This window comes from Stenotrophomonas sp. 93052_Sma (genome assembly GCF_056481145.1).
This window is the reverse complement of the sequence record NZ_CM151134.1, coordinates 4317199-4341262: the sequence shown is the minus strand read 5'-3', so window position 1 is coordinate 4341262 and position 24064 is coordinate 4317199. Positions and strand designations below refer to the sequence as shown.

Below are 24064 nucleotides of genomic sequence, written 5' to 3'. Positions count from 1 at the left end.
CATGGAGGTTGCATGACCACACCTGCTATACCGGAAAACGCACCGGGACCGGTGCTCCTGCCGACACCTGAAGTGGTGCAGGCACAACAACTGCTCGCACGCCAGCAACTGGCGGTAGCGATGGACCGTGCACGCACGGCCGCTACGCAGAACGCGGCCGCGGCCGCGCTGGAAAGCGAGTAATCCGCAACACCGCCGATCGCGCTGGCGTGCTGCCAGCGCGATCGCGGCGCGCCGCCGGTCAGAACCGCGCGGTCATGCTCATGAAGTAGCTGCGCCCGGCCACGAAGTAGTCGGTGGAGCCCTCCGCATACAGCTTCTTGTCGGCCAGGTTGCTGACGCCGCCGCGCAGGGTCAGTACCTCGTTGACGTTCCAGGCTGCGGTCAGGTCATACAGGGTGTAGGCCTTGAGGAAGGTCGTGGCGGTACCGGTCTGCTTGCCGGTGTACTGCGCCGACAGGCTGCTGGAAAACACCGTATTGGGCGTCCAGTCCAGCGACGAATAGCCGGAAAACTCCGGCGTATCGATCAGATTCCTGCCGGTGGTCAGGTTCTTGGCTTCCTTCATCCAGGTGGCCGAGGTGCGCCAGCGCCACTGCTCGCCGAAGCGGACATTGAAGTTGCCTTCCATGCCACTGGTGCGCGCGCTGCACGTTGCTCATGCGCGTCCACCAGATGCCGTTGAACTTGCCCAGGGGCGCGTACTCGATCTTGTTCTTGAAGTCGGTATGGAAGTAGGTCAGGCCGGCATCGAACAGGTCATTGTCGAAGCTGATGCCGATCTCTCGGTTGGTGCTGGTTTCCGGGTCCAGGTCCGGGTTGCCGGCCATGTAGCAGCCACCGCGGGTATAGCCCAGCGGAATCAGCGAGGTGCAGCCGCGGCCGCCGGACTGGGTGGCCGCGCTGGGCGAATTCTCGGTCAGGCTGGGCGCGCGGAAGCCCTTGGAGACGCCACCGCGGATCGTCCACTGTTCGGCCGGGTGCCAGACCAGGTACGCACGCGGGCTGACGTGGCTGCCGAACTTCTCATGGTGATCCAGGCGTGCGCCCACGGTCAGCGCCAGCGTGCGGTGCAGCTTCAGTTCGTCCTCGACAAACAATGCCCAGGTATCCACTTCCAGGTTGGAGCCGCTGACGGCATTGCCGGCATAGTCGATCGGCGCGCGGCCGATGGTATCGGTATTGGTCAGTTCCTGGCGCTTCCACTGGCCACCGACGGCGAACTGGTGTTCAACGCCCAGGGTGAACGGCGTGGTCAGGCTGCCTTCGATGATGGTATCGGTGGCCTCGGAGCGGCCGGTGGCACCGATGTCGTTCTTGTACTCGGTCCAGTACGCGCTGAGCTTCGAGTTGCCGAAACTCCACTTGCCATCGTGGTTGAGTGCCAGCGAGCTGCGCTTGAGTTCGCTGGCACCCCAGGCGCCTTCGTCCTGCTTTTCCAGCGATGCGTCGATGAAGGCCTGCTGCACGCCGTGGCCGGCTTCCAGCGACAGTTCCTGCGCATCGCTGAGCTTCCACTGCAGCAGCGCGTCGACATTGCGGTCCTTCTCGCCGGCGTAGGCATTGCCATAGACACCACCGTTGGAGCGGTCCGAGTCGCGGCGCATGCTGTTGGCACCGATGCGCAGGCCGAAGCGCTCGCCGAGCGGGCCGGAGAACGTCGCACCGATCTGCTGGGTATCACCGCGCTTGCCATCACCCGGGCGGGTATAGCTGTGGGTGGCGCTGCCGTTCCAGTCATCACCGATGCGCTTGGTGATGATGTTGATCACGCCGCCCATGGCGTCGGAGCCGTACAGTGACGACATTGGTCCGCGCACCACCTCGATCCGTTCGATCTGGTCGGGCGAGATCCAGTTCAGATCCTGGCGGCCGAGGTCGGGACGGTAGTTGGTCGAGGCCGAGCTGCCCATGCGCTTGCCGTCCACCAGCACCAGCGTGTAATTGGACGGCATGCCACGCAGCTTGATCTTGGACTGCTCGCCGACCGCGCTGAGGCCACCGGTCACGCCCGGCACGCGGCTGAGCAGGGTGGCCAGGTCGTGCACCGGCTGGCGCTCGATGTCCTCACGGCTGATCACGCTGACGCTGGCCGGTGCATCCTTGATCCATTGCTGGTTGCCCGAGGCGGTGACCACCACGGTATCCAGATCCTTGGTGGAGGCATCGGCGCTGGCCTCTGCGGCGGCCAGGCCGGGCAGGGCCAGCAGGCAGGCGGTGGCCAGAGCGCAGGCCAGGCGGGTGCGCGGCAGGCGCGCGGAAGGGGTACGGAACGACAGGGACATGACGGCTTCCATCGGAGGAGGGGGACCCGGTGGAAGCAGCAGGCGCACGCAGACAGCAGGCAGCCCCCTTCCATGGGTCGTTGGGCGCTGGGTGGGAACCGGCGCAGCTGGGTGGGTCTCGGCCGTGCGGAAGACGGTGACCTGCCTGGTTAATGAAATGATAACCGTTCGCGTTTGTTACGATCCAGTACCTGGGGCGACCAAGTGACATCCGTTCCCCTGCCCCGGCACTCGCCTGCTGTTTGCTGAATGGGGATAAATCCCGGCGTAGACCTTCGCACTCGGCTTACATCCGGCGCCCTAGACTGAGCCGCATTTTCGATTCCGCCCCGTTGGAGATCGTGTGGGTTCCGGTAGTGACAGACAGCGACTGCGTGGCGTGACGCCGACGCAGCCAGGACAAGTGCGGGCGCCGGGAAAGCGCGCCGGGAACCTTGGTGCATGCAGCCCGGCCGGGATGGCCGGCCGTGCCGACTGCGCGGAGTAGGCGGCAATGGAGGTGCAGACCATCCATGCGGAAGCAGATACGTCCCGGCTTGATGCCGGCTGGACGCTGCTGCCGGCCGAATCGCCGTTGCAGATGCCTGAGCAGACCCTGCGCGAAGGCCAGCTGAAGGTTCGCCGCCACCGCACCTCGCCGCGGCTGATCGGCCTGCGCCGGTTCTATATCTTCGGCGGCACGCTGGCGATGACCGCCATCGCTACCCGGATGATGTGGCGGGTGCTGTCGGCCAATGGCATCAGCGTGCTCGAGGCCTGCCTGCTGGTGCTGTTTGTCGGCCTGTTCGCCTGGATCGCGCTGTCTTTCGCCAGCGCCGTGGCCGGCTTCCTGACTGCCGTGTTCGACCGGGGGTATCGCCTCGGCATCGACCCGGACAAGCCACTGCCGACGGTGCACAGCCGCACCGCGCTGCTGATGCCGACCTACAACGAAGATCCGCGCCGGCTGCTGGCCGGCCTGCAGGCGATCTACGAGTCGGTGGCCGCCACCGGCCAGCTCGACCGGTTCGACTTCTTCGTGCTCAGTGATACCCGGCGCGAAGACATCGCGCGGGCCGAGGAGCAGGTGTTCGCCGAACTGCGCGAGCGCGTGCCCGATGGCCAGGCGCGGCTGTTCTACCGCCGCCGTGGCGACAACAGCGGGCGCAAGGCCGGCAACATCGCCGACTGGGTCCGCCGCTTCGGCGGCGCCTACCCGCAGATGCTGATCCTCGACGCCGACAGCCTGATGACCGGCGACAGCATCGTGCGTCTGGTGGCCGGCATGGAGCACAACGCCGACGTCGGCCTGATCCAGACCCTGCCGTCGGTGATCGGCGGGCGCACCCTGTTCGCGCGCATGCAGCAGTTCGGCGGCCGTGTGTACGGGCCGGTGATCGCCCGTGGCGTGGCCTGGTGGCACGGTGCCGAGAGCAATTACTGGGGCCACAACGCCATCATCCGCACCCGCGCCTTCGCCGATCAGGCCGGGCTGCCGGCGCTGCCGGGGCGCAAGCCATTCGGTGGTCACGTGCTCAGCCATGACTTCGTCGAAGCGGCGCTGATGCGTCGTGGCGGCTGGGCCGCGCACATGGTGCCGTACCTGGGCGGCAGCTATGAAGAAGGTCCGCCGACCCTGACCGACCTGCTGGTGCGCGACCGCCGCTGGTGCCAGGGCAACCTGCAGCACGGCAAGGTGGTCGGCAGCCGTGGCCTGCACTGGATCAGCCGCATGCACATGCTGATCGGCATCGGTCATTACTTCACCGCGCCGATGTGGGCGATGCTGATGCTGATCGGCATCGCCATCCCGCTGTTCCAGGAAGGCATCGATTTCAACGCCCTGCTGCACCTGTCGCCCAGCGTGTACTGGCGGGCCCAGGACGAGGAACAGGTGGTGCGCCTGTTCGCGGCGACCATGGCGGTGCTGCTGCTGCCCAAGGTGCTGGGTTACCTGGCGATGCTGCTGGACCCGGTCGACCGCCGCGGGTGTGGCGGTGCCCTGCGCGCGTTCGTCTCGATGCTGGTGGAAACCGTATTGGCCGCGCTGATGGCGCCGGTGGTGATGTACGTGCAGTCGCGCGGCGTGGCCGAAGTGCTGTCCGGCCGCGATTCGGGCTGGGACGCGCAGCAGCGTGACGATGGTGGCATTTCGTGGCTGGCGCTGATCCGTGGCTACGGTGGGCTGGGGGTGTTCGGCGCCTTCATGGGCATGCTGGCCTGGGCGGTGTCGCCATCGCTGGCCGCGTGGATGGCGCCGGTGGTGATCGGCATGGTGCTGGCGGTACCGGTGGTGGCACTGACGTCTTCGCGTGGCCCCGGCGCCTTCCTGCACCGTCTTGGCCTGCTTGATATCCCCGAGGAGAACATCCCGCCGCCGGTGCTGGTACGCGCCGCGCAGCTGCGCCGGGAAGCGGCCGAACAACCGCCGCTGTACTGATCGTCCCGCGGCAGCGGCATAATGCGGCTCGAACTTGAAGGAGCCGCATCATGCTGCAAACGGTGGAACAGGAGACCGGCGCCTCGCCGCAGTGGTCGGTGATCTGGCTGCACGGCCTTGGTGCCGATGGCCACGACTTCGCGCCGATCGTGCCGGAGCTGGTGCGTCCGCATTGGCCGGCGCTGCGCTTCGTGTTCCCGCATGCACCGGTACGGCCGATCACGATCAACAACGGCGTGCCGATGCGCGGCTGGTACGCCATCGTCGGCATGGATTTCCGTTCGCGCGCCGACATGGTGGGCGTGCAGGAATCGGTGGTGCAGCTGGATGCGCTGATCGCGCGCGAGATCGAGCGAGGCATCGCGCCGGAGAAGATCTTCCTGGCCGGTTTCTCGCAGGGGGGCGCGATCATCCTGACCGCCGCGCTGTCACGCACTGCGTCGCTGGCCGGCCTGATCGCGCTGTCCACCTACCTGCCCGAAGCCGACGGCGCAAAGCGCGCTGAAGGCGCCGTGCAGGTGCCGGTGTTCATGGCCCATGGCAGCAGCGATCCGGTGATTCCGCAGGCGGTGGCCGCACACAGTGCGCAGGCACTGCAGGCGCTGGGCCTGGAGGTGGAATGGCACAGTTACCCGATGGCCCACCAGGTCTGCGCCGAAGAGATCCAGGCGCTGGGTGACTGGTTGCAGGAACGCCTGGGCGCTGCCTGACCCATGCCGCCGGCCAGCGCCCCGCCCTGGATGCCGGAACTGTGCCGCCTGCCGCGGCTGGCGGCGATGCTCGGCCTGGCCGAACTGGTGGTGGTGGTGCTGGCCCTGGCCCCGGATGGCAGCCGCCACTGGACTGTGGGCGAACTGCTGTCGGCCAGTGGTTTCGCGTTGTGGCTGGCGCTGGCCGTAACGGCCAGCCTGTGCCTGCTGCGGAACGCGTTGTCGAGGTTGCCACAGGTTCTGGGGGCGGTCTCGGCCATCGCACTGGCGACGCTGATCGCGGTGGTCTGCGCGGGCATCGTGCATGCCCTGTACGCGGTGCTTGGCGACAACTTCGCCCGCGGCATCAGCTTCTGGCGCTTCACGCTGGGCAGCGCGGCGACGACGGCGCTGATCACTGCCTTGGCCCTGCGCTACTTCTATGTGAGTGATCGCTGGGCCGCGCAGGTACAGGCCAACGCACGCGCACAGGCCGATGCCCTGCAGGCGCGGATCCGCCCGCACTTCCTGTTCAACAGCATGAACCTGATCGCCAGCCTGCTGCATCGCGACCCGGTCGTGGCCGAGCGTGCGGTGCTGGACCTGTCCGATCTGTTCCGTGCCGCGCTGGGGGCGGGCGAGGGTGATTCCACCCTGCGTGACGAATGCGAGCTGGCCGAGCGCTACCTGTCGATCGAATCACTGCGCCTGGGCGAGCGCCTGCAGGTGCGCTGGCAGCGCGACGAACCGCTGCCCTGGGATCTTCCCCTGCCTCGCCTGGTACTGCAGCCGCTGGTGGAGAACGCCGTGCTGCATGGCATCTCGCGGCTGCCCGAGGGTGGCACCATCGAGTTGCAGCTGATGCGCGAGGGTAATGAACTGCAGATCTGCGTGCGCAATCCGGCGCCCGACCCGCAGGCCCCCGGGCTGGCCCTGGCGCGCGGTGCCGGCCATGCCCAGCACAGCATCGGCCATCGGCTGGCCTGGCGCTTCGGCAGCGCCGCGCGGATGACGGCTGGCTGGAGCGAGGGCTACTATGCCTGCCAGGTGACAGTGCCGATCCAGTGAGGGAGCGATCGTGAGGGTAGTCATCGCCGATGACGAACCGCTGGCGCGTGAGCGCCTGCGCAGCCTGTTGGCCGCGCAGGACGGCGTGGATGTGGTGGCCGAGGCCGGCAACGGCGAGCAGGCCCTGCACGCGTGCGCGGAGCTGCAGCCGGACCTGGTCCTGCTGGATATCGCCATGCCCGGGCTGGATGGCCTGGAAGCCGCCCGCCACCTGGCCAGCTTCGAGCCGCGGCCGGCGGTGGTGTTCTGCACCGCTTACGATGCGCATGCGCTGTCGGCGTTCGAGGCGGCCGCGATTGATTACCTGATGAAGCCGGTACGTGCCGAGCGTCTGGCCGCGGCCATCGCGCGCGCGCACGTTCCTGGCCGGCCGCGATGGCCAGCCACAGGACCACCGCGGGCAGCAGGCGCGCAGCATGCTGTGCGCGCGCCTGCGCGGCAGCCTGCGCTTGATTCCGCTGGACGACATCCATTACCTGCAGGCCGAAGAGAAGTACGTGGTGGTGCACCACGCGCGGCGAGGACCTGATCGAAGAGTCGCTGAAGTCGCTGGAAGAAGAGTTCGCCAGCCGCTTCATCCGCATCCATCGCAACTGCCTGGTGGCGCGCCACGAACTGGTCGAGCTGCGCCGTGGCACGGGTGGGCAGGTGCAGGCGATGTTGCGCCATGGCAAGCAACCGCTGGAAGTCAGCCGCCGCTGCGTGGCGACGCTGAAGCAGGAATTGCGGCATCTGTGAGTGTTCCGCGCGGCCTGCGGCCGCGACTGCTTACAGATCAACATCAACATCAAGATCAACAGCAACAGCAACAGCAACAGCAACAGCGGGTCATGGCTCGGTATTTCTACGTGCTGGGTCGGGCCGGGGTGGGGTGGCGGGACACGCTGCAAGTACATCCCTGTAGCCCGATGGCGCCTTGCTCGTGTGCGCAATCCTGCGCACACAGCAAGACCGGGGTTGGGCGTCCTGCCCAACCCGCCCGAGGCATGCCTCGGGCCCATGGCGCCAACGGTCCCGCCACCCCACCCCGGCCCAACCCTCTCGTTCTCCACTGCATCGGACAGCAAAAGCATTGTTGTTATCGGGTGGGGAGAGAAATGTAGAGTCGAGCCATGCTCGACTCAGAGCGAAGCGACCCGCTGTTGCTCTGCTTTTCTTTTGATCTTCCGTGGCTGGCGCGCACGGAAACTGTCATAGGTCGGGCGGGATGGGCTGCGCAGGGGCGTGAGCCGCATGGATGCGGCGACCGAGCTTACATGGACGTACTTGCAGCGGCCCCTGCGCAGTCCATCCCGCCCGGCCAAGCACGGCTGTTGCTTTCACGCCCCCCCCAGCCAGCCACGAGGGGCTCCGCCGTTGGCCGTATCCGCGCCGAAGGCGCGATAATGACCGGATGGAAACCGTCCGCATCGCCACCCGCAAGAGCCCGCTCGCCCTCTGGCAGAGCGAACACGTCGCCGATCGCCTGCGCCAGGCCCACCCCGGCCTGCATGTGGAACTGGTGCCGATGAGCACCCGCGGTGACGAGGTGCTGGACCGCTCGCTGGCCGCCATCGGTGGCAAGGGCCTGTTCCTGAAGGAACTGGAGCTGGCCATGCTGCGTGGCGAGGCCGACTGCGCCGTGCATTCGCTGAAGGATGTGCCGATGGAACTGGATGAACCCTTCGCGCTGCCGGCGATGCTGACCCGCCACGATCCGGCCGATGGTTTCGTCTCCAACCTGTACGCCTCGCTGGATGCGCTGCCGATCGGTGCGCGGGTTGGCACCTCGTCGCTGCGCCGCCAGGCCTCAGCTGCGCGCTGCGTCCGGACCTGGAACTGCTGGACCTGCGCGGCAACGTCAACACCCGCCTGGCCAAGCTCGACAACGGTGGCTACGACGCCATCGTGCTGGCCGTGGCCGGCCTGGAGCGTCTGGGCCTGGGCGCGCATCGTCGCGCGCCTGCAACCGCCGCAGTGGCTGCCGGCCCCGGCGCAGGGCGCGGTAGCGGTGGAGTGCGACGGTGGTAACGCGCGCCTGATGGCGCTGTTCGCGGGCCTGGATGACGCGGAAACGCGCGCCTGTGTGGAAGCCGAGCGGGCAATGAACCGCGCGCTGCATGGCAGCTGCCACGTGCCGGTGGCGGCGATCGCGCAGTGGCAGGGCACCGACCTGCACCTGCAGGGCCTGGTCGGCAGTGCCAGTGATGGCCGTGCGGTGCGTGCCGAGGCGATCGGCCCGGCCAGTGACCCGGAAGCACTGGGCCAGCGCGTGGCGAAGATGCTGCTGGATGCCGGTGCCGGCGAACTGCTGAACGTCTGAGCCATCGCAGGTAGTGCCGGCCGCTGGCCGGCAACCTCTGCTCCGATTGAATGCAGTTGCCGGCCAGCGGCCGGCACTACCGAAAGAAGAACGGGCGCCTTCGGCGCCCGTTTCTTATTTGAATTTGTAGACCACGTTCATCGTGGTCAGCGTATCGGTCTTGCGCTTGTCCTCGGCCACGTCACTGTTGTAACGCGCCTGCCAGCCGGCCTTCAGCGCCAGATGTTCGTTCATGCTCACCGAAACACCGAAGTCGTTCTGGCCGAAGGTGTTGTAGGAACCCGACTCGACCAGCAGGGTGTTGACCAGGTCGGTGTTGTCGGTCAGCGAGTACTTCATGTCGAACAGGCCGCGGCCGATCATGCCGGTGCGGGTGCGGTCGTCCTCGGTGCTGTGGGTGCGGCGCACACCGGGGCCGATCTGCGCGTCGAACGAGAAACGCTCGGTGTTCCACAGGCGGGTGCCGTAACCCAGACCGAACGAGCTCTGGCGGTCGTAGGTGGCGAAGTCATCGCGCTCGGTACGCACCGTGGCCGTCAGCTGGCGGTGCTCGCCCAGCTGCAGCGCGCTGCCGGCACTGCCGGTATAACGGTTGGCGGTGGTGTTGTTGCGGCGGCTGGTGGAGCCGTCGTCGCGGGTCTCGATCACCTTGGAGCTGGAACGCAGGCCAGCCAGATCCATGCTGTGCACCCAGTCGCCATCGGTGTAGCGCAGGCGCAGGCGGCCGTTGAAGCTCTCGGTGCTGCTGTTGCCGCGTGCCGAAGCGAAACCGAGCTCGCCGCCACTGCCGCTCCACGGCGAGGACATCGCCGCCAGTTCGGAGGCATCCTGCGCATACGCGAGCGGTGCGCACAGCAGCAGGGGGATCAGCAGGGACACGCGCAGGGACATCGGGGCTTCTCCGAAGCGGTTGACAGCCGGTGATGATACTGGAAGCGTGATGGCGGTCCGAATCGATCCAAACGGTTTCTTCAGCAGGCGTTGCCGCGATCGCCTATTCAGGGCAGATCGACGCGCAATGCCGGGTCGTTGAAGCGTGAATAGCGCAGGCGCAGCTGGAAGCTGCGGCCATTGCTGCTGCCGCTGCGTACGATCTGCCGCGGCAGGCCCTGCGCGTCCACCCAGTACTCCAGGCGTTCGCCGGGCTGCGCGCCACGCAGGCGGTAGTGACGCGTCTCGACCCCGTCCAGCGACTGGCTGCCCAGGTCTTCGGCCTGCAGATCGGCGGGCAGGGCATCGGCCGGCAGCGGGTTGCGCCATTGCTCGAGCAGGCCCGGCGGGGTCGGCACCTGCCGGATCGCGTCGTCGGCCTGCAGGAACATGGTGTCGCCGATGATCGTCTGCGGACCGGCCGGGGTCTGCACCCGGAAGCGGTCGGGGGCGACGAAGTCCATGGCGCTGCGCACCGGCTGCGGCGCGCCCAGCACCTCCAGTTCGGCGTGGAAGCTGCGCAGGGCCGAGAAGCGCTGGCTGGCGCCCAGCACCGCCTGCGCCGGATCCGCCGCAGGCACGGGCGCTTCGGTGCTGGCCGGCGCGGGCGCGCGATCACAGGCGGCCAGCAGCAGGCAGGCCAGCAGGGACAGGGCAGGCAACCGGCGCATCGGGTGTTCCAGAGGGGTGGGGGCGACCACGATAGCCCAAACGTCCCACACAAGACCCGCGACTCGGACATAATCGGGGGTATGGACCGATACGAACGCATCACCGCCCTGCATCGTCTGCTCAAGTCCGCACGCTATCCGGTGACGGTGGCGACCCTGCAGGACAAGCTCGGTTGCTCCCGTGCCACCGTCTACCGCGATCTGGCCTTCCTGCGCGATGCGCTGATGGCACCGATCGAGGGCGACGGCGAAGCCGGCTTCCGTTACCAGGCCGACGAGAGCGACCGCTTCGAGCTGCCCGGCCTGTGGCTGAGCTCGGAGGAGCTGCATGCCCTGCTGGCCTCGCAGCACCTGCTGGCGCGGACCGGCGGCGGCGTGCTGTCCTCGGTGCTGGCACCGCTGCAGCAGCGCATCGAGAGCCTGCTGGCGGCCCAGGCTGGCGTTTCCAGCTGGCCGGTGGACCGGGTGCGGGTGATTCCGCACCGTGGCCGCAAGTTCGATGAAGGCAGCTTCCGCAGCGTGGCTTCGGCGGTGCTGGAGCGCCGCCAGCTGGCGTTCGAGTACCGCGCCCGTTCCACCGACGAGCCGACCAAGCGCACCGTTTCGCCGCAGCGCCTGACCCACTATCGCGACAACTGGTACCTGGATGCCTGGGACCATGACCGCGAGGCGCTGCGCAGCTTTGCCGTGGATCGCATCCACAAGGCGCGGGTGATCGACAGCACCGCCCGCGACGTGGCCGACAGCGAGCTGGACGAGCAGCTCGGGGCCAGCTACGGCATCTTCTCCGGTGCGCCGAAGGGCTGGGCGACCATCCTGTTCAGCGCCAAGGCCGCGCGCTGGGTGGCCGACGAGCACTGGCATTCCAAGCAGCAGGGCCGCTTCCTGGCCGATGGCCGCTATGAACTGAAGGTGCCGTACAGCGTCTCGCGCGAGCTGCTGATGGACGTGCTGCACTACGGCTCGGATGCCGAGATCGTCGAACCGGTGATGCTGCGCGAGCAGGCCAAGGCGCTGCTTGAGCTCGCCCTGAGCAACTACGACAACTCCTGACACTCCCCCCGAGAACCCTTCCGCCCATGAAGAAGACCCTGTTGCTGCCCCTGCTCGCCGCTGCGCTGGCCCTGACCGCCTGCGGCAAGTCCGGCGAGCCCTCGCAGAAGCTGGTGGTGGCCGCCACGGCCGTGCCGCATGCCGAGATCCTTGAAGTGGTCAAGCCCATCCTCAAGCAGGAAGGCGTGGACCTGGACGTGCGCGTGTTCAACGACTACGTGCAGCCCAACGACCAGCTGGTGCAGAAGCAGGTGGACGCCAACTACTTCCAGACCGAGCCGTATCTGGATGCCTACAACCGCGATCGCAAGACCGATCTGGTGAAGGTGATCGGCGTGCACATCGAGCCGTTCGGTGCGTATTCGCGCAAGATCAAGTCACTGGCCGAGCTGCGCGAAGGTGCCGACGTGGTGATCCCGAACGACCCGAGCAACAACAGCCGTGCACTGATCCTGCTGCACAAGGCCGGTGTGATCGAGCTGAAGGATCCGACCAACGCGCTGTCGACCCAGCGTGACATCAGCGCCAATCCGAAGAACCTGAAGTTCCGAGAGCTGGACTCGGCGATGCTGCCGCGCGTGCTGGACCAGGTCGACCTGGCCCTGATCAACACCAACTACGCACTGGATGCGGGCCTCAACCCGACCAAGGATGCACTGGCGATCGAGAGCAAGGACTCGCCGTACGTGAACTTCCTGGTCGCACGCCCGGACAACAAGGACGACGCCCGCGTGCAGAAGCTGGCCAAGGCCCTGACCAGCCCGCAGGTGAAGGCCTTCATCGAGACCAAGTACAAGGGCGCGGTGCTGCCGGCGTTCTGACGGCCGCTGGCCATGTGGTAGTGCCGGCCGCTGGCCGGCAATCTCCAGGCGCCCCCAAACATCATAGGGTTGCCGGCCAGCGGCCGGCACCTCCGTCAGTCGACGTGGAAGGCGAGGGTGGCCGCCACGGCCTGCTGCCATCCCGCATACAGTTTCTCGCGCCGCGCCACCTCCATCTGTGGCTCGAAGCGCCGGTCCAGGCCCCATTGCGCGGCGATCTGTTCGCGGCTGGACCAGAACCCCACCGCCAGCCCGGCCAGGTAGGCCGCGCCCAGTGCGGTGGTTTCGGTCAGCCGCGGCCGCAGCAGTGGCACGCCAAGGATGTCGGCCTGGAATCCGGCCAGGAAGTCGTTGCCGATCGCACCGCCATCGGCGCGCAGCTCGGTCAGCGCGATGCCGGCATCGGACTGCATCGCATCGAGCACGTCGCGGGTCTGGTAGGCCATCGCCTCCAGCGCCGCGCGCACGAAGTGCGCCTTGCCGGTGCCACGGGTCAGGCCGAACATCGCGCCGCGCACATCACTGCGCCAATAGGGCGCACCGAGGCCGACAAATGCTGGTACCAGGTAAGCACCGCCACTGTCGGGCACCTGCGCGGCCAGCGCCTGGCTGTCGCTGGCGCGTTCGATCATGCGCAGCCCATCGCGCAGCCACTGCACCACCGAGCCGGCGATGAAGATCGAACCTTCGAGTGCATATTCCACGCGCCCGTCCAGGCCCCAGGCGATGGTGGTCAGCAGGCCATTGCGCGAACGCACCGCCTGCGCGCCGGTGTGCATCAGCATGAAGCAGCCGGTGCCATAGGTGTTCTTGACCATGCCCGGCTGGAAGCAGGCCTGGCCGAACAGCGCCGCCTGCTGGTCACCGGCGATGCCGGCGATCGGGATCGGATGATCGAAGAAGAACTGCGGCCGGGTATGCGCGTACACCGCGCTGGAATCGCGCACCTGCGGCAGCATCGCGCGCGGGATGCCCAGCAGCGCCAGCAGGTCGTCATCCCAGTCCAGCGTGTGGATGTTGAACAGCAGCGTGCGCGCCGCGTTGCTGTAGTCGGTCACATGCGCCTGGCCACCACTGAGGTTCCAGACCAGCCAGCTGTCGATGGTGCCGAACAGCAGCTCGCCGCGCTCGGCACGCTGCTGCGCGCCCTCGACGTGGTCGAGGATCCAGCGCACCTTGGTGGCGGAGAAATAGGCATCGATCAGCAGGCCGGTGCGCTCGCGGATCAGCGCCTCATGCCCTTCGGACTTCAGCCGCTCGCAGATGGCGTGGCTCTGCCGCGACTGCCAGACGATGGCGTTGTGGATCGGCTGTCCGGTGGCACGGTCCCAGACCACGGTGGTTTCGCGCTGGTTGGTGATGCCCAGTGCGGCGATGTGGCGCGGGTCGATCTGCCCGCGGCTGAGCAGTTCGGTCAGCGTGGCATAGACGCTGGTGAGAATCTCGCGCGGGTCATGCTCGACCCAACCCGGCTGCGGGAAGATCTGCGCGAATTCGCGCTGCGCGCTGCCGACGATGTCGCCGGTGCGGTCGAACAGGATCGCGCGCGAACTGGTGGTGCCCTGGTCGATGGCCAGCACGTAGCGGGGCGTCATGCAGCGTCTCCGGTAGCGATGGTGTTGGTAGAGTCGAGCCTGCTCGACTGCTTTTCATGTCAGTCGAGCAAGCTCGACTCTACCGTCTATCGATCCACGCCTGCAGCCGCGCCACCTGCGCAGCATCCAGCCGCAACCCCAGCTTGCTCCGCCGCCACAGCACGTCCTCGGCGTCCCAGGCCCATTCGTGGTCGCGCAGGAAAGCCACTTCCCGCGCATGCAGGCCGCCGCCGAAGTTCTCTCCAAGATCATCCATGCCCCGTACACCCTGCAGAAGGGCGGCGCTGCGGCTGCCGTAGGCTTCGGCCCAACGCCGTGCGATCTCCACGGGCAACCACGGTGCCAGCGCCTGCAGGCGGGAGCGCGCCTGTGTGGCATCACCCCAGTCGCTGCCCGGCAGCGGGTCTCCGCCTGCCGTCCAGGCCGGTCCCATCTGTGGCAGGGCAGGGCGCAGCAGGTTCAGCGCTTCCTCGGCCAGCACGCGGTAGGTGGTCAGCTTGCCGCCCAGCACATGCAGCGCCGGCGCCGGGCTGGATTGCAGCTGAAGGCGGTAGTCGCGGCTCAGCGTTGCCGCACGCGGGTCCGGGTCGGCCAGCAGTGGCCGCACACCGGCGAACTGCCAGACCACGTCTTCCGGAGTGATCGGCTCGCGCAGATAGCGGCTGGCGGCCGCGCACAGGTAGCTCACCTCGGAAGGCAGCACGCTGCAGCGCGCCGGGTCACCGCGGTAGTCGGTGTCGGTGGTGCCGACTAGCAGATGCTCGTGGGCGAACGGCAGCAGGAACACCACGCGGCCATCGGGCTGCTGCAGCAGGCAGGCACTGTCATCGGGCCAGGGGCGGCGCAGCACGATGTGGCTACCCTGTACCAGGCGCAGCGCGGGGCCGCCGCTGCGGGCCTCCATCTGCTCCAGCAGGCCACCGGCCCATGGGCCAGCCGCATTGGCGACGGGCGCGCGCGGTCACATGCTGCTGGCCATCGGCGGATTCCAGCACGGCCAGCCAACGGCCCTGCACAGGGCGCAGCTCGATGCAGCGGCTGCGCACATGTACCTGTGCGCCACGCCAGGCAGCATCCAGGGCATTGAGCAGTACCAGACGCGCGTCATCGACCTGCGCGTCGGCGTAGCTGAAGGCCTGCCGCAGATCCGGGGAGAGCCAGGGGCCGAGCGGATCACGCTGAAGGTCCAGGGCGCGCGAGGCGGGAAATGCCGGGCTGCGTGGGCCCAGGTGGTCGTACAGCCACAGTCCCACGCGCAGCATCCAGCGTGGGCGCAGGTGCGGTTCCCACGGCAGCACGAAACGCAGCGGGCGGACCAGGTACGGTGCCTGCCGGCGTACCACTTCGCGTTCACCCAGTGCCTTGCGCACCAGTCCGAACTCGCCCTGTTCCAGGTAGCGCAGGCCACCGTGGATCAGCTTGCTGCTGGCGCTGGAGGTATGCCCAGCGAGGTCGTGCTGCTCGCACAACAGCACGCGCAGGCCGCGGCCGCTGGCATCACGGGCGATGCCGGCACCGTTGATACCGCCACCGATCACCAGCAGGTCGACGTCGTGCATCGCGCCTCCGCATCCTGTGTATGTAGAGTCGACTGCTCTTGCAAAAGTCGAGCAAGCTCGACTCTACGAAAGGCAGTCGAGCAAGCTCGACTCTACAGAACGCGGGTGACGGAAACGACGACGGGCCCCGAAGGGCCCGTCGCGCTACATCAGTGAAGCAGGTGCAGCCTGGATCAGAAGCGGGCGCCGATGCCGAAGCCGACGGTCCACGGATCCATCTTGGCTTCGCCGATCTTCTCGCCGCCAACCTTCACGTCCGGGCGGGCGCGCATGTAGCGGGCGTCAGCACGGGCGAACCAGGTGGAGTTGATGTTCATGTCCACGCCGACGGTGCCGATCACGCCCTTGGCATCCTTGAAGCGGATGTCGGTGTCAGCGCCGTTACCCAGCTTCTCGTTGCTGAAGCTCGACTGGTAGTAGCCCACGCCCACGAACGGACGGAACACGTTGTCAGCCTGGCCGAAGTGGTACTGGCCGCTCAGCGCGATCGGCTGCTGCTCGACCGAGCCCAGGCGGGCGTTGTTCGGGCCCTTGAACTTGTTGTCGAACTTGTCGGCAGCGCCCCACAGTTCAACGGCCCAGTTGTCGTTGATGTAGTAGCTGAAGCTGACGGTCGGCGCCGGGCCACCATCGGTCTTCTTGACGCCGGTGATCGGATCGTTCTTCGGTTCCAGCAGCGAGATGCCGCCAACAACGGCAAAATGCTTGCCCGAAGCGGTGTCGGTGCTGCTGCTGTCCTGGGCGAAAGCGGCCGGCGCGAAGGCGGCGGAGGTCAGCAGGGCGAGACTCAGGATACGGATGGAGCGCATGGGGGTATCTCCTAATGTTTCTTGTTTTGGGCCCCCGGTTGCGGGGCGAGCACACCGTAGTCGCCCCAACATGAATCGAATCCGACGCACGTTAAAAAATAGTTTCCCTTGTTCAGCGACTGGAGCGAAAAGCCTGTTTTCATGGGCTTTTCGGCCCTCGGCGACATTCATGCAGTTGGAGAAGATGTGAGCGAAGCAACGGTGTGCATCGGCCTGCAAGCGCAGGTGAACATGGAGTGCAGGGTGCTGCTGCTGGGTTCGATGCCCGGCGTTGCGTCATTGCAGGAGCAGCGCTACTACGCGCATCCGCGCAATCGCTTCTGGCCTGTGCTGGCCGATATCTGTGGCTTCGATGTGGCCCTGGCGTACCCGCAACGGCTGCGCGCACTGCAGGCAGCCGGTGTGGGTCTGTGGGATGTGATCGGTCAGTGCGAGCGGCGTGGCAGCCTGGATGCCGACATCGTGCGTGGCACGGAAGTACCCAATGCGCTGCCGGCATTGATCGCTTCGCTTCCTGAGCTGGAGCTGATCGGCTGCAACGGTGCGGCATCGCTTAAGGCATTCCAGCGTTGGGTGCTGCCCGGCCTGGAGGCGCCGCCAAGGCTGCTGGCGCTGCCGTCCACCAGCCCTGCCAACGCGGCCTGGTCACTGCCGCGGCTGCGCCAGGCCTGGCAGCCGGTAGCCGACGCACTGGCGACATGAAGCGGACATCGTCCGGACAATACGCTACCGACTGGTCGCGGCCGCAACCCATGAGCAACAGCGTGTCCCGGCTGCGTGAGTACTGAAAACACCTGTAACGGTTGGCGCTGGCCCCCGCTGGCCGCACAATAGACGTTTCCCTACACCAGATTGCCGGAGTTATCCCCATGGCCGAAATCAAGGAAGCACTTGTCCCCGATATCGGTGACTACAGCGATATCCCGGTAATCGAGGTGCTTGTCGCCGTCGGCGACACGGTCAAGAAGGACCAGGGCCTGGTGACGCTGGAAAGCGACAAGGCGACCATGGAAGTGCCGTCGGCCGTGGCCGGCGTGGTCAAGGAGATCAAGGTCAAGGTCGGTGACACCCTGTCCGAGGGCAAGGTCGTGGCGCTGATCGAAGTGGCTGAAGGCGAGGCTGCCAAGCCGGCAGCTGCCGCGCCGGCACCGGCCAAGGCCGCAGCGCCGGCTGCCGCCACCCAGAGCGCGCCGGCCCCGGCCGCAGCTGCGCCGGCCGCTCCGGCTGCCAGCGGTGGTGCGGTTGAAGCGCTGGTGCCGGATATCGGCGACTATTCCGGCATTCCGGTCATCGAAGTGCTGGTCGCCGTCGGCGACACGGTCAAGAAGGACCAGGGCCTGGTCACGCTGGAAAGCGACAAGGCCACCATGGAAGTGCCGTCTTCGGTGGCTGGCGTGGTCAAGGAACTGAAGGTCAAGGTCGGCGACACTCTGTCGCAGGGCAATGTGGTCGCCATCATCGAGGCCGAGGGCGCTGCCGCGCCGGCGCCGACCAAGGCAGCCGCTGCTGCCGCTCCGGCTGCCGCCGAGACCGCCACCAAGGTCGAGCCGGTCGCTGTGCCGGCGCAGCCGGACAAGCTGGCGGCCCGCGAGGTCGCCTCGGCCGGTACCCCGTCCAGCCCGCCGGTGCAGTTCAACGCCGATGGCGTGCTGCCGGCCAAGGTGCCGTATGCCACCCCGGCGGTGCGTGTGTTCGCCCGCGAACTGGGTGTGGACCTGCTGCAGATCAACGGCACCGAGAAGGGTGGCCGCATCACCAAGGGTGACGTGCAGAAGTTCGTCAAGGCCGCACTCAGCGGTGGCGTGCCGGCTGCCGGCGGTGCTGCTGTCGCTGCCGGTGGTGGCCTGAACCTGCTGCCGTGGCCGAAGGTCGACTTCAGCAAGTTCGGCGAGATCGAAGTGCAGCCGTTGTCGCGCATCAAGAAGATCTCGGGTGCGAACCTGGCCCGCAACTGGGCCATGATCCCGCACGTCACCCAGTTCGAACAGGCCGACATCACCGACCTGGAAGGCCTGCGCGTGGCGCTGAACAAGGAGAACGAGAAGGCCGGCATCAAGCTGACCATGCTCGCCTTCCTGATCAAGGCCAGCGCCGCGGCGCTGAAGAAGTTCCCGGAGTTCAACGCCTCGCTCGATGCCAGCGGTGAAAACCTGACCCTGAAGAAGTACTTCCACATCGGCTTCGCCGCCGACACGCCGAACGGCCTGGTCGTGCCGGTCATCCGCGACGTGGACAAGAAGGGCGTGGTGCAGATCGCGCAGGAAACCGGCGAACTGGCCAAGAAGGCACGCGACGGCAAGCTGGGCCCGGCCGACATGAGCGGCGGCTGCTTCTCGATCAGCTCGCTGGGCGGCATCGGCGGCACCGCGTTCACCCCGATCGTCAACGCACCGGAAGTGGCCATCCTCGGCGTCTCCAAGTCGTCCATCCAGCCGGTCTGGAACGGCAAGGAATTCGCACCGAAGCTGATGCTGCCGCTGTCGCTGAGCTATGACCACCGCGTCATCGACGGCGCCCTGGCCGCACGCTTCACCACGTACCTGTCGCAGGTACTGGCCGACATGCGCCGCGTGCTGCTGTAAAGCACCGCTTCGCCCCCACCGTGCGGCCGCAGCCCCTGGCGCGGCCGCGTGAACAGATGCAGTGACAGCCCACCGGCGCCGCCGGGCGGGCACGAGGAAAACCCACCATGGCCACGATTGAAGTCAAGGTTCCCGACATCGGCGATTACAGCGATGTGCCGGTGATCGAAGTGTTGGTCGCCGTCGGCGACACGGTGAAGAAGGATCAGGGTCTGGTGACCCTGGAATCGGACAAGGCCACCCTGGAAGTGCCGTCCTCGGCTGCCGGCGTGGTCAAGGAAATCAAGGTCAAGCTGGGCGACACCCTGTCCGAAGGCGCCGTGGTCGTGGTGCTGGACGCCGAAGGTGCCGCCGAAGTCCCGGCCAAGGCCGCCGCGCCGGCCCCGGCAGCGGCCGCTCCGGCCAGCAAGCCGCCGGTGACCCCGTCGCACCGCGCCCCGGCTGAACCGGCTGCGCCGAAGCCGGCGCTGTCCAGCGGCAAGCCAGCCGACATCGAATGCGAAATGGTCGTGCTGGGCTCCGGCCCGGGCGGCTACACCGCCGCTTTCCGCGCTGCCGACGTCGGCCTGGATACGGTGCTGGTCGAGCGCTACGCCAGCCTAGGCGGCGTCTGCCTCAACGTGGGCTGCATTCCGTCCAAGGCGCTGCTGCACGCTGCAGCGGTCATCGACGAAGTGGCCCACGCCGGTGATTTCGGCGTCGAGTTCGGCAAGCCGACCATTACCCTGGACAAGCTGCGCGAGTACAAGGAAAAGGTCGTCAACCAGCTGACCAAGGGCCTGGCCGGCATGGCCAAGCAGCGCAAGGTCCGCAGCGTGCAGGGCGTCGGCAAATTCGTTTCGGCCAACGAGCTGGAAATCACCGCCGCTGATGGCAGCACCCAGCTGCTGCGCTTCCAGAAGTGCATCATCGCCGCCGGTTCGCAGGCGGTGAAGCTGCCGAACTTCCCGTGGGACGACAAGCGCGTGATGGACTCCACCGACGCGCTGGAGCTGGCCGAAGTGCCGGGCTCACTGCTGGTCGTCGGCGGCGGCATCATCGGCCTGGAAATGGCCACTGTGTACAGCGCGCTGGGCAGCAAGGTCACCGTGGTCGAGTTCATGGACCAGCTGATGCCGGGCGCCGACAAGGACCTGGTCAAGCCGCTGGCCGACCGCCTGAAGAAGCAGGGCATCGACGTGCACCTGAAGACCAAGGCCTCCGGCGTCACCGCCGATGCCAAGGGCATCACCGTCACCTTCGAAGCGGCCGAGGAAGGCCAGGCGCCTGCGCTGGCGCAGGGCACCTTCGATCGCGTGCTGGTGGCCGTGGGCCGCTCGCCGAACGGCAAGAAGATCGATGCCGAAAAGGCCGGCGTGCAGGTCACCGACCGTGGCTTCATCCCGGTCGATCGCCAGATGCGCACCAATGTGCCGCACATCTTTGCCATCGGCGACATCGTCGGCAACCCGATGCTGGCCCACAAGGCCACGCACGAGGGCAAGCTGGCTGCCGAAGTGGCCGCCGGCCACAAGAAGGAATGGGTGGCCCGCGTGATCCCGTCGGTGGCCTATACCAACCCGGAAATCGCCTGGGTCGGCGTGACCGAGACCGAAGCCAAGGCCAAGGGCCTGAAGGTCGGCGTGGCCAAGTTCCCGTGGGCCGCCAGTGGCCGCGCGATCGGCATCGGTCGCACCGAGGGCTTCACCAAGCTGATCTTCGACGAAGAGACCCATCGCATCATCGGTGGTGCGATCGTTGGCGTGCACGCCGGTGACCTGCTGGCCGAGATCGGCCTGGCCATCGAGATGGGTGCGGAAGCCGAGGACATCGGCCACACCATCCACGCTCACCCGACGCTGAGCGAATCGGTGGCGATGGCCTCGGAAATCTACGACGGCACGATCACCGATCTGTACATGCCGAAGAAGAAGTAAGGCGCCCGCGCCTTCGCGAACGAGAAGCCCCGGCATCTGCTGGGGTTTTTTGTTTCTCCGCTCCGGATTTTTGCGAGCGGTGGGGCCGCTGCGCGGGTGGCAGGCGTTTGGACAAATGTCCCCCGTCGTCCGCCTGCGGCGGTCGCCTCCTCCTTTACTTTGTCCAAACGCCTGCCACCCGCGCAGCGGCTCGGCTTGCGGGGACAGTCGAGAGCCACCGCCTAGGCCGCCTGGACGCCTGACACGCGGAGGGAGAGGGGGCTGGGTGCGAAGTAAAGGAGGAGGCGTCGGCCGCAGGCCAGCGCCGGGGGACATTCGCACCCAGCCCCCTCTCCCTCAAGCGCTCGACCCAGCTGCTCTTGCTCCTGCACGCAGGGAAAAAAGTACAAAAAAGCGCGGCCCCGATGTTCCGGAGGCCGCGCCAGGAGAGCAGTGTGCCGTGGAAGGGGCGGGGGATCAGAACACGAAGCTGACGCCGGCCACCGGGCCCTTGAATTCCTGCTTCAGGCCGATGGTGCCGTCGCTGCCCTTCTTGTCCGCGTCGAGCTTGAACCAGTCGTAGCCAGCGAACACACCGAAGTTCTTCGTGAAGCGGTAATCCACGATGGCGTTGGCGCGGCTCAGGTCGCCCTTGTAGTCATCGAAGCTGCCCCAGCGCGTGTTGAGATACTGGCCCTGCAGCGTGATCATCCACTTTTCCGACGGGGTGAAGCTCAGGCGCGCACCGACCACCGGCGCCACGCCGTCGGTCTTCTCATTGAGGAACTGGCCTTCGTAGACAGTGCCCAGATCGGCATAGGCCTTGGTGCTGACCTTGGCGTACTCGGCACCCAGCTGCAGGCCGAGGTCGAAGGTATCGGTGTCCACCACCGAGTAGTCATAGACCAGGCTGGCGACCTGGTACTTCAGTTCACCCTTGACGAAGCTGCCGGACGGCACGTTGACGTCACCGAAGGAGATGTCCTGGCCAAGGGTCTCGCGGCGGTCCTTGTCGTACTTGAAGTAGTTGAACAGCAGGCGCTGGCGGTTGCTGATGCGGAACATGCCGTCAATGCGCGGTTCCCACTCCTTGCCACCCAGCTTGAAGTCCTCGGAGAAGCCGATGTCCTGGCCGGCGACGTTGGTCTTGCCGCGAAGGGTGTTGTCCGAGTCGATGTTCATCGCACCCAGGCGCAGGGCGAAGCGGTCGTCGCCTTCAGCGGCGTGGGCGGCAGTGGCGAACGAAGCGCCAGCGGCGAGCAGGGAGAGGGCGAGCAGGGTGGGTACGGGGCGCATCGAAGAGTCCTTGCAGTGGTTCATCAGAATGAAGACCACTGTGCCGGACAGGCCCGTCCACCATCCGTGAACGTATGGTCCACGAAGTGTGCACGGTTCAGCGCTGTCGCGACGATGCAAAAAGATGGCCCCGGAGCCGGGCTTCGGGGCCATCGTGGGACCTGCGGGGCGGAGCGTCGACGAGGTTGCTGCAGGCAGGTCGAAAGATCGGACCGGCGCATTCGGTGAAAGTTCCGCGGCCTGCGACCAAAGTTCAATACTGCGCTGCAACATCATGCGGACGTCATTGTCCCCTGGGTGGCACGCAAAAATGTAACCGTTACCGCAACTTGCGGCCTCCCGGGATGAACAGGGAGCGGTTGTCTCGCAAATTGTCCCATTGCTATAATTTGGCGGCTCGATGAGGCCCCCCTGCTGTAGTCGCCTCAGCCCTCCACTTGCAACCACGCGGGACGTCCTGTGCTGAACTCCGTTGATGCGGGTCGGCGACTGATGCTGCGCGCCGCGGTCTACCCGCTGGCCGCAGTGGCTGTCCTGGCCCTGGCCTTCCTGCTGGTAGGTCCGAAATATGCCCTCGGCGCGCTGGCGTCCGGTGTGGCCATTTCGGCCGGTGGCTGGGTGGCGGCACGGATGGCCCTGGGCGGTGGGGCACTGGCCGCAGGATCGGCGATGGCTCGCCTGATCATTGCGATCGTGGCCAAGTGGGTGGTGGTTTTCGGCGTCCTGCTGGTGGGGTTTCTGGTCTTCAAGCTGCCTGCATTGGCGCTGTTGGCCGGTATCGCCGTCGGCTTGATGTTCCAGGTCCTGGCGATGGCCAGGCGTTGACAGAATTCAATTAACTGAAGGTTCCGGACACATGGCGGGCGAGGCTCTAACCCCTACCAGCTACATCCAGCATCACCTGCACAACCTGACCGCGCCGGTCGGCAAGGGTGAGGGTATGTTCTGGCATATCCACGTCGATACCTTCCTCACCGCTGTCCTGATGGGCCTGGTGATCGTTGTCGCGTTCTGGCTGGGCACCCGCAAGGCCACCGCCGGCGTGCCGGGCAAGTGGCAGGCCTTCGTCGAGATCTGCCTGGAGTTCGTCGACCGCCAGGCCAAGGACACCTACCACGGCAAGAGCAAGCTGGTCACGCCGATCGCCATCACGATCTTCTTCTGGATCCTGTTGATGAATCTGCTGAAGATGATCCCGGCCGATTTCATCGCCAAGCCGCTGGAATGGGTGGGCGTGCACTACTGGAAGCCGGTCCCGACCGCTGACGTCAATGCCACCCTGGGCATGGCCATCAGCGTGTTCTTCCTGATGCTGTTCTTCGCGCTCAAGTCCAAGGGCCTGGGCGGCTTCATCAAGGAATTCCTGACGGCGCCGTTCGGCAAGTGGATGATGCCGTTCAACCTGATCCTCAACATCGTCGAGTGGCTGAGCAAGCCGATCTCGCTGGCGATGCGACTGTTCGGCAACATGTTCGGCGGCGAAATCGTGTTCCTGCTGATCTGGGTGCTGGGTGGTGCCGGTTTCTTCGGTGCCATTGCCGGTGGTGTGTTCGGCCTCGGCTGGATGCTGTTCCACCTGCTGGTGATCCCGCTGCAGGCCTTCATCTTCATGATGCTGTCGATCGTGTACCTGAGCCTGTCGGAAGACGCTCACTGAGTTTCAAGCTTCAACGCGTTTCAACCTTCATCCGTTTCATCACCCTTAGCAACTTAAGTTCCTGGAGATAACCATGTACTTCGCCGTCCTGACCAACTTCGCGCAGATTCAGAGCTCCACCGCCCTTGCCGTCGGCATCATGATCGGCCTGGCCGCGCTGGGCGCCGGTCTGGGTCTGGCCATCATGGCTGGTAAGTTCCTGGAGTCGGCCGCCCGCCAGCCGGAACTGATCCCGGTCCTGCAGGTCCGCATGTTCATCACCGCCGGCCTGATCGACGCCGCGTTCATCATCTCGGTCGCCGTTGGCCTGCTGCTGGCCTTCGCCAACCCGCTGTCGGCTGCCTTCGCTGGCGCCGTCACCAAGGCTCTGGCCGGCTGATACAGCGGTTTGAGACGACCGGGTGCTGATGCACCCGGTTTCGGATGAAGGCCG

At 66.5% G+C, this 24064-nt stretch carries 17 protein-coding genes and 4 pseudogenes; 14 read left to right on the top strand and 7 right to left on the bottom strand.

Going from position 1 to position 24064, the window contains the following annotated elements:
• The first annotated feature begins 12 nt into the window (after nt 1-12).
• Complete coding sequence (locus tag ACZK2V_RS20240; RefSeq protein WP_165929944.1) at nt 13-183, top strand: hypothetical protein; 171 nt, start codon at nt 13-15, stop codon at nt 181-183.
• 58 nt (nt 184-241) lie between these two features.
• On the opposite strand, the pseudogene ACZK2V_RS20235 reads toward ACZK2V_RS20240, so the two are convergent.
• Nucleotides 242-2285, bottom strand: a pseudogene (locus tag ACZK2V_RS20235) (TonB-dependent receptor domain-containing protein).
• 493 nt (nt 2286-2778) lie between these two features.
• Here ACZK2V_RS20235 and mdoH point away from each other — a divergent pair.
• The 5 genes and pseudogenes from mdoH (at nt 2779) to hemC (ending at nt 8763) form a co-directional block, all read left to right on the top strand.
• Complete coding sequence (gene mdoH, locus ACZK2V_RS20230) at nt 2779-4704, top strand: glucans biosynthesis glucosyltransferase MdoH (RefSeq protein WP_032128590.1); 1926 nt, start codon at nt 2779-2781, stop codon at nt 4702-4704.
• Nucleotides 4705-4754: 50 nt separating this feature from the next.
• Nucleotides 4755-5414: an alpha/beta hydrolase gene (locus ACZK2V_RS20225; protein WP_486322727.1), complete on the top strand. Its 660-nt coding sequence runs from the start codon at nt 4755-4757 to the stop codon at nt 5412-5414.
• Between the two features lie 3 nt (nt 5415-5417).
• The gene (locus ACZK2V_RS20220) at nt 5418-6461 is read left to right on the top strand and encodes a sensor histidine kinase (RefSeq protein ID WP_185749935.1); all 1044 of its coding nucleotides are present in this window, start codon (nt 5418-5420) and stop codon (nt 6459-6461) included.
• A gap of 10 nt (nt 6462-6471) precedes the next feature.
• Nucleotides 6472-7199, top strand: a pseudogene (locus ACZK2V_RS20215) (LytR/AlgR family response regulator transcription factor).
• Between the two features lie 655 nt (nt 7200-7854).
• A pseudogene (gene hemC / locus ACZK2V_RS20210) lies at nt 7855-8763 on the top strand (hydroxymethylbilane synthase).
• 114 nt (nt 8764-8877) lie between these two features.
• Here hemC and ACZK2V_RS20205 read toward each other — a convergent pair.
• Nucleotides 8878-9654, bottom strand: a complete 777-nt coding sequence (locus tag ACZK2V_RS20205) for a DUF481 domain-containing protein (protein WP_010481298.1) — start codon at nt 9652-9654, stop codon at nt 8878-8880.
• A gap of 107 nt (nt 9655-9761) precedes the next feature.
• On the bottom strand, nt 9762-10364 hold the full coding sequence (locus tag ACZK2V_RS20200) for a LolA family protein (RefSeq protein ID WP_049399177.1): 603 nt from the start codon (nt 10362-10364) through the stop codon (nt 9762-9764).
• An 81-nt stretch (nt 10365-10445) separates the two neighbouring features.
• Here ACZK2V_RS20200 and ACZK2V_RS20195 point away from each other — a divergent pair, with 81 nt between their 5' ends.
• Nucleotides 10446-11417, top strand: coding sequence for a helix-turn-helix transcriptional regulator (locus ACZK2V_RS20195; protein WP_010481302.1), 972 nt, complete (start codon nt 10446-10448; stop codon nt 11415-11417).
• Nucleotides 11418-11443: 26 nt separating this feature from the next.
• Nucleotides 11444-12238: a MetQ/NlpA family ABC transporter substrate-binding protein gene (locus ACZK2V_RS20190; RefSeq protein WP_049399178.1), complete on the top strand. Its 795-nt coding sequence runs from the start codon at nt 11444-11446 to the stop codon at nt 12236-12238.
• 95 nt (nt 12239-12333) lie between these two features.
• On the opposite strand, the gene glpK is transcribed toward ACZK2V_RS20190, so the two are convergent.
• The 3 genes and pseudogenes from glpK to ACZK2V_RS20175 form a co-directional block, all read right to left on the bottom strand.
• A complete protein-coding gene (gene glpK / locus ACZK2V_RS20185) occupies nt 12334-13833 on the bottom strand; it encodes a glycerol kinase GlpK (protein ID WP_107433284.1) in 1500 nt (499 codons plus the stop codon).
• 79 nt (nt 13834-13912) lie between these two features.
• A pseudogene (gene glpD, locus ACZK2V_RS20180) lies at nt 13913-15392 on the bottom strand (glycerol-3-phosphate dehydrogenase).
• Between the two features lie 173 nt (nt 15393-15565).
• Nucleotides 15566-16201: an OmpW/AlkL family protein gene (locus tag ACZK2V_RS20175; RefSeq protein ID WP_032129052.1), complete on the bottom strand. Its 636-nt coding sequence runs from the start codon at nt 16199-16201 to the stop codon at nt 15566-15568.
• 186 nt (nt 16202-16387) lie between these two features.
• Here ACZK2V_RS20175 and ACZK2V_RS20170 point away from each other — a divergent pair, with 186 nt between their 5' ends.
• The 3 genes from ACZK2V_RS20170 to lpdA all read left to right on the top strand — a co-directional run bounded on the left by ACZK2V_RS20170 (nt 16388) and on the right by lpdA (nt 20699).
• Nucleotides 16388-16903, top strand: coding sequence for a DNA-deoxyinosine glycosylase (locus ACZK2V_RS20170; protein WP_049421431.1), 516 nt, complete (start codon nt 16388-16390; stop codon nt 16901-16903).
• A gap of 167 nt (nt 16904-17070) precedes the next feature.
• A complete protein-coding gene (gene aceF, locus ACZK2V_RS20165; protein WP_486322726.1) occupies nt 17071-18783 on the top strand; it encodes a dihydrolipoyllysine-residue acetyltransferase in 1713 nt (570 codons plus the stop codon).
• Between the two features lie 107 nt (nt 18784-18890).
• The gene (gene lpdA, locus ACZK2V_RS20160; RefSeq protein WP_486322725.1) at nt 18891-20699 is read left to right on the top strand and encodes a dihydrolipoyl dehydrogenase; all 1809 of its coding nucleotides are present in this window, start codon (nt 18891-18893) and stop codon (nt 20697-20699) included.
• A 456-nt stretch (nt 20700-21155) separates the two neighbouring features.
• On the opposite strand, the gene ACZK2V_RS20155 is transcribed toward lpdA, so the two are convergent.
• On the bottom strand, nt 21156-21974 hold the full coding sequence (locus ACZK2V_RS20155; RefSeq protein ID WP_010481314.1) for a hypothetical protein: 819 nt from the start codon (nt 21972-21974) through the stop codon (nt 21156-21158).
• Between the two features lie 459 nt (nt 21975-22433).
• On the opposite strand from ACZK2V_RS20155, the gene ACZK2V_RS20150 reads away from it, so the two are divergent.
• The 3 genes from ACZK2V_RS20150 (at nt 22434) to atpE (ending at nt 24010) form a co-directional block, all read left to right on the top strand.
• The gene (locus ACZK2V_RS20150) at nt 22434-22799 is read left to right on the top strand and encodes a hypothetical protein (protein WP_006394654.1); all 366 of its coding nucleotides are present in this window, start codon (nt 22434-22436) and stop codon (nt 22797-22799) included.
• Nucleotides 22800-22830: 31 nt separating this feature from the next.
• A complete protein-coding gene (gene atpB / locus ACZK2V_RS20145) occupies nt 22831-23631 on the top strand; it encodes a F0F1 ATP synthase subunit A (protein ID WP_010481316.1) in 801 nt (266 codons plus the stop codon).
• Between the two features lie 73 nt (nt 23632-23704).
• Nucleotides 23705-24010 (top strand): F0F1 ATP synthase subunit C, encoded by a 306-nt coding sequence (gene atpE / locus ACZK2V_RS20140; RefSeq protein ID WP_005411133.1) that lies wholly within the window; start codon nt 23705-23707, stop codon nt 24008-24010.
• Nucleotides 24011-24064: the final 54 nt, after the last annotated feature.